The organism is Halomonas sp. BDJS001 (genome assembly GCF_026104355.1).
Classification (GTDB): Bacteria; Pseudomonadota; Gammaproteobacteria; order Pseudomonadales; family Halomonadaceae; genus Vreelandella.
The window spans coordinates 294,693-307,293 of the sequence record NZ_CP110535.1 but is presented as its reverse complement, the minus strand read 5'-3'; the positions used below and the strand labels follow the sequence as shown (position 1 = coordinate 307,293).

The window sequence follows — 12,601 nt, the reverse complement described above, 5'->3', positions numbered from 1 at the left end:
AGTCAGAGCCCCCTAGATAACCACTAGATTATCGCGATGGATCAGCTCATGGGCTTCTACGTAGCCCAGGATAGCCTCAATCTGGTGACTTGGCTGACCGGCCAACTGGCGCGCTTCATCAGCGCCATAATTCACCAACCCTTTGGCCACAGACGCACCCTGCTCATCCACACACACCACCATATCGCCGCGCTTAAAGCTGCCCTGCACACTGCGCACACCCACTGCCAACAGGCTAGAGCCTTTATCGCGCAATACTTTGACTGCTCCCGCATCCAGCACCAGTGTGCCGCGCACCTGCAGTTGACCCGCCAGCCAGCGCTTACGCGCCGCCATGGGCACTTGGTCAGGACGCAGCAGCGTGCCCAGAGCTTCGCCCGCCATTATCCGGTTGATTACGTCGGGCTGGCGGCCACTGGCAATCACCGTGACCGCCCCGGAGCGCGCCGCTAACTGCGCCGCGCGTACTTTGGTACTCATACCGCCCCGCCCCAGCGCGCCACCGCTGCCTGCCACGGCGGCTAAGCGCGGATCGTCGGCGCGCCCTTCGGCAATCATTTGGGCATTGGGGTTGTGGCGGGGGTCGGCGTCAAACAGGCCTTCCTGGTCGGTCAGCAGCAGCAGCGCATCCGCTTCCAGTAGGTTAGCCACCAGTGCGCCAAGGGTGTCATTATCGCCAAAGCGAATCTCATCAGTGACCACGGTGTCGTTTTCATTGATCACCGGCACCACGCGCATCTCTACCAGCGTACGCAGCGCCGAGAGCGCATTCAGGTAGCGTTTGCGGTTGGAAAGATCATCATGGGTAAGCAGAATCTGCGCGGTGAGTATACCGTGGCGGGCAAAGTGCTGCTCGTAGCATTGAGTCAGGCCATTTTGGCCTACCGCCGCTGCTGCCTGCAGCTCATGCACCGCGCTGGGGCGCACCTGCCAGCCAAGACGCACCATGCCCGCCGCCACCGCGCCAGAAGAGACCAGTACCACTTCAATCCCCTGCTGGTGCAGAGCGGCAATTTGATCTACCCAACCACCGATAGCGGGTTCGTCCAGGCCGCGGCCATCATTCGTCAGCAGCGCACTGCCAATCTTCACCACGACCCGCCGCGCGCGGATGAGCGCGCTGCGCCCCAGGATTTGCTCGTTACTTTCCATGCGACCCCCCCTCAATCAGACGCTGGCAACTTAATCATATACTTACAATTTGATCAGACGCCCATAAAAGAGGCCGCGCGAACGCAGCCCTTTTAAGCTTACTACCTTACTGACAACCGAGTGCACCCGCTCAATATCACTAAGGGGCGTACTCGACTTCAACATCATAATCATCGTCATCGAAGTCTTCGTCATCTTCATCGTCGCGCTTACGCCGACGACCCAGACGCGCTTCCGTACGTGCGACCGACTCCTCTTCCATGCGGCGGCGCATCTCTTCTTCGCGTGCCAGCGCTTCTTCATCTTCGTTTTCAAGACGGCGCTGTTCGGTCAACCAGCGGTAGGCCGCTTGCACCAATTTATCGGTGCCGTCGCTGCTGATCGCCGAAATACGGAATACCGGGCCTTCCCAGTTGAGCGCCTGAATAATCTTCTGGGCGCGCTCTTCACGCTCATCTTCCGGCAGCAGGTCAAACTTGTTCAGCACCAGCCAGCGTGGCCGCTCAGAAAGCGCCGGAGAGAACTGCCCCAGTTCATGGACAATCGCCTTGGCTGCTTCAACCGGGTCAGACTCATCAAACGGCGCCACATCGACCACGTGGAACAGCAGTCGCGTACGGGTAAGGTGCTTCAAGAAGCGCAACCCCAAACCGGCACCGTCTGACGCCCCTTCGATCAAGCCTGGCACATCGGCCATTACGAAGTGCTCATGCATCCCCAGCTTTACCACGCCCAAGTTGGGCACTAGGGTCGTAAACGGGTAGTTGGCGACCTTGGGCTTGGCAGCAGACACCGAGCGAATCAGCGTCGATTTGCCCGCGTTAGGCATGCCCAGCAGGCCCACATCGGCCATTACCTTCATTTCCAGGCGCAGGTTACGGCGGTCACCTTCGGTGCCTGGTGTCGTGCGACGCGGTGCGCGGTTGGTCGAGGATTTAAAGTGGATATTACCCAACCCACGCCGACCACCTTCGCCTACCAGCACCACCTGACCGATTTCGGTGACATCGGCAATGACTTCCAGGGTGTCTTCATCGATCACAGTGGTGCCCACCGGCACTTTGACGTGCAGGTCTTCGCCGGCCTTACCGCTCATTTGACGGCCCATGCCGCCCTGCCCATTCTGGGCTTTATAGAAGCGCTGGAATTTAAAATCGATCAGGGTATTAAGGGCATCGTCACCAATCAGGTAAACGCTGCCACCGTGACCGCCATCGCCCCCGTCGGGGCCGCCCCTGGGCACATATTTTTCGCGGCGAAAGCTCAGACAGCCATTGCCGCCTTTGCCCGCCTCAACAATAATCGAGGCTTCATCGACGAACTGCATTGGATTCTCCCGGCCGCTTCCGCCGCCCTAATATGCACTGCTGTTTACCAAATCTTTTTCCAACCCTTTATTGCCACCCGAATACTGATAAAGACATCGTGGTAGAGGGTACTGGAAAAGAGATTTGACCGACAAAAAAGCCCCGCCATAGCGGGGCTTTTTCTCTCGCAACCGCGAGCATAGCTCTAGCCGCTTAGGCAGAAACGATGCTAACGAACTTGCGGTTTTTCGGGCCTTTGGTCTCAAACTTCACAAAACCGTCGCTCAGTGCGAACAGCGTGTGGTCACGACCAAGGCCAACGCCTGTGCCCGCGTGGAAACGCGTGCCGCGCTGACGCACGATGATGTTACCCGCAGTCGCCGCTTGGCCACCGAAGAGTTTTACACCTAAGCGTTTGGACTCGGAATCGCGACCGTTACGCGTGGAGCCTGCTGCCTTTTTATGTGCCATTGCAAAATCCTCCTAAGGGAATTGACCGCTTACGCAGAAATTCCGGTAATTTTGACTTCAGTGAACCACTGGCGGTGGCCCTGACGCTTCATGTGGTGCTTACGACGACGGAACTTGATAATGGTGACTTTATCGCCACGGCCGTGGGAAACCACTTCGGCGGAGACTTTAGCACCACTGATCATCGGCGCACCGATGTTGAAATCATCGCCGTCAGCGACCATCAGCACTTCATCAAACTCAATCGTTTCGCCGGTAGCGACTTCGATTTTCTCGAGCTTGAGGGTTTGACCTTCTTGAACGCGGTACTGCTTACCACCGCTTTTGATAACTGCGTACATGTCGCTCTCCGGACTGTCGTTAATGCCGTTCTAACGTTTAAACGGCACTCATCTCCTACGCTCTTTCGAGTCGTGCTCTTATCGACCTGCTGCGAGTGGCGCCCCTTTTGGAGCCATCTGACAGGGAGCAAGATGAGTGGGTCGCGGATTATAACGACTATCGTCTCTTACCACAAGACCACCGGCCGTTGTCAATTGTCACTACCCTCCGTTTATAACGGCATATAATAGTGCGGCCACCGTGCGTGTCTTGACGCCTAACAGGCAGCCCCATAGCATGACCCCCATTATGGGCGGGACTTACCGCCTCAATCTGCCGCGATGAACGTATCCCATGACCGCTAACGTCTCCTCAGCACAGCCTGACAGCCCCACGCCTTCACCGCTGCACGCCGTGGTGGCCGATGATTTTGCAGCCGTCAACCGGACAATTGTCGAGCAGCTCAACTCTAAAGTGCCCTTGGTTGAAACAATCGGCCAATACATTACCGAAAGCGGCGGCAAGCGCCTGCGCCCTTTATTGGCACTCCTGGCCGCCCGCTCACTCGACTATACCGGCGACAAGCATATCCCGCTGGCTACATTGATTGAGTTTATGCACACCTCCACGCTGCTCCACGACGATGTGGTGGATGAGTCGCATATGCGCCGGGGCAAGAAAACCGCCAACGACGCCTGGGGCAATGCGCCGTCGGTACTGGTCGGCGACTTCCTCTACGCGCGCTCGTTTCAGATGATGGTCGATGTGGGCTCAATGCGCATTATGGCGATCCTGTCCGGCGCTACCTGCATCATCGCGGAAGGTGAAGTGCTGCAGTTAACCAACATCGGCAACCCCAGCATCTCCGAGGCAGATTACTTCGAGACCATTCTGGGCAAAACCGCCATGCTGTTCGAAGCGGCTTCCCATAGCGGTGCCGTGCTGGCAGAGGCAACGCCGGAACAGGAGCGCGCGCTGCAGTATTATGGCCGCTACTTAGGTCTTGCCTTCCAGTTGATTGATGACCTGCTGGATTACCAGGGCGACGCCGATGCCATGGGCAAAAACGTGGGCGACGATCTCGCCGAAGGCAAGCCGACGCTGCCGCTGATCCACGCTATGGAGCAAGGCACGCCGGAACAGGCCAAGCTGATTCGCCAGGTGATTCGCAATGGCGGGCTTGAGCAGCTCGACGCCGTACTGGACATTATTCACGCCACAGGCGCACTCGACTATACCCGCCAGCGCGCCGAAGAGATGGCCGACAAAGCCCTGCAGCAGTTGGACGCCCTACCGCCCAGCACCTACCGCGACAGCATGGCCCAACTGGCCCGCTTAGCGGTTGATCGCCAAGCATAAAAATTGCTAGAACACACCGCCGGGGACTTGAAAAAACACGCTTGGCTAAGTATTATCCACCTCCGTTGTTGGGCGCAGACAAGCACGGCTCGGCAGCTATCGGAATATAGCTCAGCTTGGTAGAGCGCTGCCTTCGGGAGGCAGAGGTCGTAGGTTCGAATCCTGCTATTCCGACCAAAAATTCCAGAAAAAACGGCCACTTAGCAAATACAGCAAGTGGCCGTTTTTTGTTGGTAATGGCTCTAGGTAGCAAATAGGTAGCAAAATAAAAACATTGGAAGGGAGGTAGCTAATGGCAATGTCATCGCAAAAGTTCACCCGCTTCACCTACCGCCTACGCCAGGATAAGAACGGCGACCATTACGCCTGGTTTGAAATCCGCTCACAGAACCGGCGCGCCAAGATCGGCTTACTACCTTCAGAAACCGATGAGCTATGGATTACCTACGCTGAAATGCCTTATTCCATGGCGCATCTGGTCGATGATCGAACCTGGGATGCCCACCGAAAACCCATCTTAGAAATGCTTGCCGCTCACTACCTCACGCCGTTTAGCTAGGCACTGCAAAACTGCATAAATCTGCGTGAAAACGCATAAAAACAACACCCCTTATAGCCACCCTGCCGCCCAGCACTGGCGCGGTCTGAGTGCCTGCCGCAGGGGTGCATAAAAACCACTACATTTAGCGCGCGGGCGGGGCGGGGTGACGATGGCGCGGCGTGGGTAATGAAGACCTAGTCTGGCGTCTGGTTAAGCATCCCCTCTAACTCAAGAACCTTAGCATCACTTTCTAAACTGCCGATCAAACTCCAGCCAAGGTGAGTAAACATAGCTCCAAAAATTGTCGCCCCGAAACCCATTAGGCTTGACTGAAAAAGTAGAGCAAACCCTTTTAACCCTGTGTCATAGAGCGTTTTAATATCATTAAAATAAATGTGTCCTACTAGCAGGTACAACGTGTATGTTCCTAAAAAAAATAACGCTACACCTGCTAAAAGAATAAAACGCCGCTTAGAAACTCTATACCCATACGCCATTCCTCTGGCAATTTTATCCTTCTATGAATTTTCATTTCGTGTGTAGTGAAATCACATGTCACTGCTGGGGAGGCTTGACCAAAAATCATCAACGATTCCCTAGGCCCCCAATTAGTTGAAGCAATTTTCTCAATTAACTTAGCCGATACTTTCTTTTTGAATGCCTTGTAAAAAGCATCCTCAAGCCTCAATTGAGAACAGAGTTTTCTCCGATCATTTTGATAAACACTTAACGATTCAATCACTTCGTCGAGCTTTGGCTTTCTGTTTAAAAGCCTAGGAATCAAGGTAAGCAATACTTCAACCATTGTTTGTTTCCATCCAAAAGACAATGAATAAGCCGCCCCTTTCGGAGCGGCTTGGCGTTGGTTAGATAGCTGGCTAGAGGTTTAGCGGTTAGTGATGATGAGCTCTCCGCGTGGCTCGGTCGCTTGCTGCCCCACAGTATACCTAATTAAAGTTGTTTGTAGAGTTAGCCCTTTGAAAGCATCGCGCATCTCCGGCGTGTCGTTGACGCTGATCACAAACTGACCCTGCCCTGTTCGGGCGAGCTCGCCCATGCGGTAGTACTCTTCCAACGGGAAGTCGCAGCCGTATCCGGCGGTGCCCCAGTATGGCGGGTCGAGATAGAACAGCGTGCCTTTCCGATCATAACGCCGGATGCACTCTGCCCAATCCAGATGCTCGACTACCGCCCTGGATAAGCGTAGGTGGGCATCGCTGAGATCTTCCTCAATGCGCAGTAGGTTCATGCGCGGCGGTGATACCGCCGAGGTGCCAAACGTTTGGCCGCTGACCTTGCCGCCAAAGGCCAGCTTCTGCAGGTAGAAGAAACGCGCTGCTCGTTGGATATCGGTTAGGTGGCGTGGGTCGATCTCTTTTTGAGTGAGGTACTCTTCGCGGCTAATCAGCCCCCACCGGAACTGCTTCACCAGTTCATCAGGGTGGTGCTTCACGATGCGGTAGAGGTTAACCAACTCTCCATGCGCATCGTTGATCACTTCCACTTTGCTGGGTGCTTTCATAAAGAAGAGCGCTGCCCCACCGCAGAATGGTTCCACGTAGGCAGTATGCGGTTTAAACAGCGGTAAGATCTGTTTGGCCAAGCGGCGTTTGCCGCCCATCCAGGGCAAAATCGGTCGATTCATCATCCTTGAATACCTGTTCATACATACAGTTTTAGGGTATAGTTTTTTTATCGCTTGCGGGGCCGGATGCTCCCTTTGTTTTCAAGGATGAAAGAGCGATTAGCGCCTGGAATGCCAGGCGCTTTTTTATGCCTGAAGATCCAGCAAATACGGATCGAACCTCACCACCTCTTCCCCCACATGCTCGTTTATCTCTTTAAAAGTGGCTTGGAGTGGTTCTAGCTCGTTGGCCACATACACCTTGGCGGCTTTTTCCGCATCGCCAAATCCGGCGGCGTTTTGAGGCACCACGCCCATTAGCTGTGGCGGGATTCGATGCCCAGCCAATTGGTCGTCTCGGGTGATGTTTTTGATGTTGTAGAACTCGTCTTTGGCCGCGACCTCTGAGACCGGGATGATCTGCACACCGTCCTTTTTGCCCCTGGGGGAGTAAAGGAACAGGTTGCGGAAGTTGCCCGGGCCTTTGCTGTTTTTCAGCGCCTTACGCATGTCGTCGATGTCTTTTTGATCGTGAGCCGGGTCGTTGACGTACATGATGAAGCCCGCGTGGCTGCCGTTCAGGTAGTAGCGGCGGCGGAAAAGGGTGGCGGATTCGTTAAGCCAGGCGCTTTGTAAGCTGCCGATATAGTCCGGTACCCCGTAGATGGTTTGATCGATATCCGGCTCTAATAGGTGAACGGTTCGCCCGGCGGGAAGCTCTACCCGTTCCATATAATTGGGTACCCACCAATAGCGGTCATTCTCACCGCGACGCATATACTTAGCGCCGCGATGCTGCAAACCCAGCCGCCTCCCTAACCGCCCGCGCACGTCCTCAAGGTAGCCGTTACCAAACACCAAGTAGTCGAGGGCCAGCGAGCTAAAGGTACGGCGATTCAGCAGCGGGTGGGGAATAAAGGTTTTCAGCAGGATATTGCGCTTCACCTGCAAGGCGCTGCCGTGGTGGGCAGTGGCCCGGTAGCTCTTGGCCAACACGCTTAGCGGGATCGGTGGCTCATACCACTCATCAGGCGTTAGCCACACCCCTTCGTACCAAACATCACGCATGCTGGTGACCGGCTCGGGGTCGCCAAAGGTGAACGCCTCCATCCGCCCGCTGCCGGTGGCCACCGCCGGGGCGGTATCGTTTTGAACCTGATACGCAGGCACGCGAATGCGCGGCTTGGCCGCCGCGGTGTTAATCGTCATCGTCGGAAAACTCCATGATGGAACGCCCAGCGCCTTCACTGGCTGGGCCGTCGAGTGGCTCAAAATGTAGGGCGTGCATGGTGGCCCACGCGAGATCCGCGTGGCCGGTCGCTTTGCTGCGGCCGGAAACATAAGTGAACTGGCGGCCACTGCCGGTCAGCTCTTTTTTGATCGCCATAAAGGAGGCGGCCAGATCCGACCAGCCCGCATCAAACTCCAGCCGGTCTTTACGAATGATCTGCTGGGCCTGCAGCACCATTGAGGTTTTTAGCGAAACGTCATAGCGGTAGCGCACCACCGTGGGGAACCACTTCTCGACGTACTCGGCCACCGCGCCGCCAATGCCGGTGGTGTCGATACCGATGTGGCCAATGTTGTATTTGTCGCGGAAGGATTCGATAAAGGCGGCCTGATCCTCGTAGTCCTGGCCCTTCAAGCGATGTCGCTCCAATACCCGGTGCTTTTCGTTGCTCGAGCGCGCGGGAAGCACCACCACCAGCCCCGCGCCGTCACCATCTTCACCGGTACCGGTGGGGTCGTAGCCAATCCACACTTCCCGATCACCCACCGGGCGAGGCGCAAAGGGCCGGTAGTCGTCCCACACTTCCCAGCTATCGACCATGCAGGCTTTCATCACCGCCAGTGGGAAGGCGCTTTGGCTGTCATCGACAAAGCCACACATCAGCAGGTTGTCGAATTCTTCCGGCGAGTACTCCATGCGCAGCTGCTCAAGATCGAACAGATCACAGCCGCCCTCGATAGCATCCAGCACCGTAACGATCTGCCGCCAATGGCCATCCGGGCACAGCTTGCCGTTCTTCAGCGCCTCATGGCTGACATCAAACTCGGCGCGCTCGGATTTTTTACGCCGCTTATTGAACAGCTCACCGTTCCAGAACGGGTACCCCTCATGGCCAACGCTGGAAGGCGTACTGAAATACGTCTGCCGCCACTTTTTATGCATGGCCATGCCAGACGTAACCTTCCTGAACTCGGCAAAGCGGTGAATCCAGAAGTACTCATCCAGATAAACATCACCGTGATAGCCCTGAGCGGTTTTCGAGTTGGTACCCAGGAAGTGCAGCTCGGCGCCGTTATCTAAAACAATCGGGTCACCTTTAAGCTCCACATCGCACACCTCTTTAACGAACTGCACGATGTAGTTGCGGAAGATATGCGCCTGGGCGCGGCTGGCAGAAAGAAAGATCTTATTGCGCCCGGTTTTGAACGCATCGACGATCGCCTCCCGGGCAAAGTACCAGGTGGCCCCAATCTGGCGGCTTTTGAGAATGTTACGGATGCGGTGCTTCTGACCCGCTTCCAGCCACACCGCCTGGTACTCAAACAGCGATTCCAGAAACGCCGCATTCAGCGCCTCGACCTGCTCTTCTTCCAGAGCGTTACGCCGAGGCTTCTTCTTCGGCCCGGCATTACGGCGTTCGATGTTGGGATTTAGATCCGCCTCGCTGCCGGTGTCGTGATACTTGCGAATCCTGGCCAGCCGCTCAATCTGCCGACCCAGCAAGTCAATTTCCTTGTAATCGACCGGCTCTTTTTTCGGCTTGGTGATGAGCTGCACCATGCGCGCTTCAAGCGAATGCTCTACCCGCTCGGTGGGCGTTAGATCGTCCCACCGATCGCGCGCTTTCCAGCTGTGAATGGTGGCGGGCTTCTCACCAATCAGCTTGGAAATATGCGAAACCCGCCACCCCTGCCAATACAGGTGGCGGGCGGCCATACGTGGGGATTCTTTAAGTTCGATGGGGGCTGTCGTCGTCATGTCGCCAGCGTACCCGCCGCGCGCGAAGCCCACGCCTGCCGCGCCTTGTGCTAGCCCGCCCGCACAACGCGCAACCGTTGAGCCAAAACGCTTACACGCGGAACCTGAGCGCACATCAACCGCCGCCCCGCTCAGGAAGCCCAACATGTCTGGAAAAACTAAAAAATTCCGCGTCGCCACCGAAGGCGCAACCACAGACGGCCGCGAGATCCAGCGCGAATGGATCGAGCAGATGGCTGCCAACTACGACCCCAATAAGTACGGCGCCCGCGTCTGGATGGAGCACATCCGCGGCATGACGGCCGACAGTGTTTTCAACGCCCTCGGCGATGTGCTCTCGGTAGAAGCCCGCGAAGTCGAAGACGGCAAACTGGCCCTGTTCGCCGAGATCGATCCCACCGACGAACTCAAGGCCATCAACAAAAAGCGCCAAAAGGTCTACAGCTCCATTGAGGTCAACCCCAAATTTGGCGACACCGGCGAAGCCTACCTGGAAGGCCTGGCGGTCACCGACTCCCCCGCCTCGCTGGGTACCGAGATGATCAAGTTCAGCCGCGAAGCGGGCAGCGCCTCGCCACTGGCCAGCCGCAAGCAGCACGCCGAGAACGTATTCACCGAAGCGGTAGAGATTGAACTCGACTTCAGTGAAGAGAAGCCACCGGCTGCCGAGGGCCTGAAAGCCAAGATCGCCGCACTGTTCAACCGCCAAGACACCAAAACCGCCAAAGGCTTTGAAACCTTCCGCACCGAACTGGAAGGCACCTTGGAAGTGGTCGCTGAGCACTACAACGCCCTGGCCGACGAACTGGAAGCGCGCCCCACCGCCGACCAGTTCAGCCAGCTGCAAACCGCCCACGACGATCTTAAAAAACGCTTCGAAGAGCTCTACACCCAGCTCGACAACACGCCGGACACCTCACGCCGCGCCCCCGCTACCGGCGGCGATGCCCAGCTAACCGACTGCTAAGCGCTGGCCACACCCTCCAACGCCACCACTTCAAGGAAACCCAATGCGCAACGATACCCGTAAAGCCTTTAACGCCTTCAAAACTCGATTAGCCCAGCTTAACGGCGTCGACAACACCGGCGAACAGTTCAACGTCGAGCCCAGCGTCCAGCAGACGCTGGAGAGCAAGATGCAGGAATCCAGTGCCTTCCTGGGCCAAATCAACGTCATTGGCGTGGATGAGATCAAAGGCCAGAAAGTCGGCCTGGGCGTCTCCGGCCCCATCGCCGGACGCACCAACGTCGATGAAAAAGACCGCAGTACCCGCGATGTCACCGAGCTAAGCGATACCACTTACGAATGTGTCAGCACTGAATTTGATACCCACATTCGCTGGGCACAGCTGGACGCCTGGTCACGCTTCCCGGATTTTCAGGCGCGCATCCGCAACGCCATCATCAAACGCCAGGCGTTGGATCGCATCATGATTGGCTTTAACGGCACCAGTGCCGCAACCGAGACCGACCCCGTTGCTAATCCGCTGCTTCAAGACGTCAACAAGGGCTGGCTGCAGAAGTATCGCGAACACGCCCCCGCCCGCGTACTAACAGGAGGAAAGACGGCGGGGAAAATCGTCATCGACAAGCGCAAACAGGAAGACGGCGATGGCAAGGTCGTTGGTATCAAGGGCGACTATGCGCATTTGGATGCCTTAGTAACCGATGTGGTCAACGAAATGATCGACCCCTGGTACCGGGAAGACACCGCCCTGGTGGCCATCATGGGCCGCAAAATGCTGGCCGATAAATACTTCCCCATGATCCAAGAGTTCGCTGAAACACCCAGCGAAGCCCGCGACCTGGATATGTTGATCAGCCAAAAGCGCGTCGGTGGCCTGCAAGCCGTGCGCGCCCCCTTCGTGCCCGACGGCTCCCTGCTGATTACCTCGCTGGCCAACCTCTCACTGTACTGGCAGTTGGGCAGCCGCCGCCGTCATGTCATCGACAACCCCAAGCGCAACCGCATCGAGAACTACGAATCCAGCAACGACGCCTACGTGGTTGAGGATTACGGCTTCGGTTGCCTGGTCGAAAACATCGAATTTGCAGAGTAAGGGGAACCGATGAAAAGCCCAGCCCGTAAACACTACGAGCAAGTGACCGCCGCGAAAGCGGCGGGCGCTGCCACCCCCGGTCAGCAGCAAGCAGGTGAGCAGTACGAGCTCCACGCCGCGGCGCTTTATGAAGCCACGCGCACGCTGAAAAGCATCAAATCGATCCAAGCCAAAATCGAGAAAAAGCGCGAGCTGCTGCCCGACTTTCTGCCCTATGTGGAAGGCGTGTTAAGCGAAGGCAACGGCGCCAAAGACGACGTGCTCATGACCATGATGGTCTGGTGCATCGACGTGGGCGATTTTGAAAAGGCGCTCGCCATTGGAGCCTATGCCGTGAAGCACAACATCGACACCCCCGACCGCTACGCTCGGGACACCGTCAGCATCCTGGCCGAAGAGATCGCCGAAGGCGTTAAAAGCGCCTTGGCCAAGGAAGATGCCGACGCCGATGCCCTCGCCAACGTCATGGCCCGCGCCGCCGCCATCGTGGATAACCACGATATGCACGATGAGATCAAAGCCAAGCTGCACAAGACTTACGGCTACGCCCTGCGCGCCGCCGAAGATGCTGAAGGCGCGCTTGATCAACTCAAGGCCGCGTTAGCGCTGGATGAACGTATTGGCGTCAAGCAAGACATCCAAAGGCTGGAAAGCCAACTCAAAAAACAGGGTGGCCAGGCCAAGGCCTGACACCAACCGAGTCGCACCCCGACGGCAAGGGGGCACCGCCCAGCAAGGGCTTTTAGCCTCGCGCGAAGCGGTCCACCCCCTTCTTTA

General features: G+C 56.8%; 14 protein-coding genes and 1 tRNA gene. 6 read left to right on the top strand and 9 right to left on the bottom strand.

Annotation, left to right across the window (positions count from 1 at the left end; genetic code table 11):
• Positions 1-12: 12 nt before the first annotated feature.
• The 4 genes from proB to rplU form a co-directional block, all read right to left on the bottom strand.
• A complete protein-coding gene (gene proB, locus OM794_RS01620; RefSeq protein ID WP_226250294.1) occupies positions 13-1,152 on the bottom strand; it encodes a glutamate 5-kinase in 1,140 nt (379 codons plus the stop codon).
• 139 nt (positions 1,153-1,291) lie between these two features.
• Positions 1,292-2,479: an Obg family GTPase CgtA gene (gene cgtA / locus OM794_RS01615; protein ID WP_088702139.1), complete on the bottom strand. Its 1,188-nt coding sequence runs from the start codon at positions 2,477-2,479 to the stop codon at positions 1,292-1,294.
• A 193-nt stretch (positions 2,480-2,672) separates the two neighbouring features.
• Positions 2,673-2,930, bottom strand: coding sequence for a 50S ribosomal protein L27 (gene rpmA, locus OM794_RS01610; protein WP_008957069.1), 258 nt, complete (start codon positions 2,928-2,930; stop codon positions 2,673-2,675).
• Positions 2,931-2,959: 29 nt separating this feature from the next.
• The gene (rplU, locus tag OM794_RS01605) at positions 2,960-3,271 is read right to left on the bottom strand and encodes a 50S ribosomal protein L21 (protein ID WP_022520761.1); all 312 of its coding nucleotides are present in this window, start codon (positions 3,269-3,271) and stop codon (positions 2,960-2,962) included.
• A 334-nt stretch (positions 3,272-3,605) separates the two neighbouring features.
• On the opposite strand from rplU, the gene ispB reads away from it, so the two are divergent.
• The 3 genes from ispB (at position 3,606) to OM794_RS01590 (ending at position 5,169) form a co-directional block, all read left to right on the top strand.
• Positions 3,606-4,610, top strand: coding sequence for an octaprenyl diphosphate synthase (ispB, locus tag OM794_RS01600; protein WP_226250293.1), 1,005 nt, complete (start codon positions 3,606-3,608; stop codon positions 4,608-4,610).
• A 100-nt stretch (positions 4,611-4,710) separates the two neighbouring features.
• Positions 4,711-4,787, top strand: a tRNA-Pro gene (locus OM794_RS01595).
• Between the two features lie 115 nt (positions 4,788-4,902).
• Positions 4,903-5,169: a hypothetical protein gene (locus OM794_RS01590; protein ID WP_226250292.1), complete on the top strand. Its 267-nt coding sequence runs from the start codon at positions 4,903-4,905 to the stop codon at positions 5,167-5,169.
• A gap of 176 nt (positions 5,170-5,345) precedes the next feature.
• Here OM794_RS01590 and OM794_RS01585 read toward each other — a convergent pair whose 3' ends face one another.
• From OM794_RS01585 to OM794_RS01565, 5 genes are all read right to left on the bottom strand, one after another.
• Complete coding sequence (locus OM794_RS01585; protein ID WP_265154211.1) at positions 5,346-5,567, bottom strand: hypothetical protein; 222 nt, start codon at positions 5,565-5,567, stop codon at positions 5,346-5,348.
• Positions 5,568-5,602: 35 nt separating this feature from the next.
• Positions 5,603-5,956, bottom strand: a complete 354-nt coding sequence (locus OM794_RS01580; protein ID WP_265154209.1) for a hypothetical protein — start codon at positions 5,954-5,956, stop codon at positions 5,603-5,605.
• Positions 5,957-6,037: 81 nt separating this feature from the next.
• The gene (locus tag OM794_RS01575) at positions 6,038-6,799 is read right to left on the bottom strand and encodes a DNA adenine methylase (RefSeq protein WP_226250290.1); all 762 of its coding nucleotides are present in this window, start codon (positions 6,797-6,799) and stop codon (positions 6,038-6,040) included.
• 123 nt (positions 6,800-6,922) lie between these two features.
• The gene (locus tag OM794_RS01570) at positions 6,923-7,984 is read right to left on the bottom strand and encodes a phage portal protein (protein ID WP_226250289.1); all 1,062 of its coding nucleotides are present in this window, start codon (positions 7,982-7,984) and stop codon (positions 6,923-6,925) included.
• Positions 7,974-9,764, bottom strand: coding sequence for a terminase large subunit domain-containing protein (locus tag OM794_RS01565; RefSeq protein ID WP_226250288.1), 1,791 nt, complete (start codon positions 9,762-9,764; stop codon positions 7,974-7,976). Before OM794_RS01565 ends, OM794_RS01570 begins: the two co-directional genes overlap by 11 nt.
• 145 nt (positions 9,765-9,909) lie before the next feature.
• On the opposite strand from OM794_RS01565, the gene OM794_RS01560 reads away from it, so the two are divergent.
• From OM794_RS01560 to gpM, 3 genes are read left to right on the top strand one after another with little or no spacing between them, the layout of a single operon-like run.
• Positions 9,910-10,731: a GPO family capsid scaffolding protein gene (locus OM794_RS01560; RefSeq protein ID WP_226250287.1), complete on the top strand. Its 822-nt coding sequence runs from the start codon at positions 9,910-9,912 to the stop codon at positions 10,729-10,731.
• Positions 10,732-10,774: 43 nt separating this feature from the next.
• The gene (locus OM794_RS01555; RefSeq protein ID WP_226250286.1) at positions 10,775-11,824 is read left to right on the top strand and encodes a phage major capsid protein, P2 family; all 1,050 of its coding nucleotides are present in this window, start codon (positions 10,775-10,777) and stop codon (positions 11,822-11,824) included.
• Positions 11,825-11,833: 9 nt separating this feature from the next.
• On the top strand, positions 11,834-12,514 hold the full coding sequence (gene gpM / locus OM794_RS01550; RefSeq protein WP_226250285.1) for a phage terminase small subunit: 681 nt from the start codon (positions 11,834-11,836) through the stop codon (positions 12,512-12,514).
• Positions 12,515-12,601 lie beyond the last annotated feature (87 nt).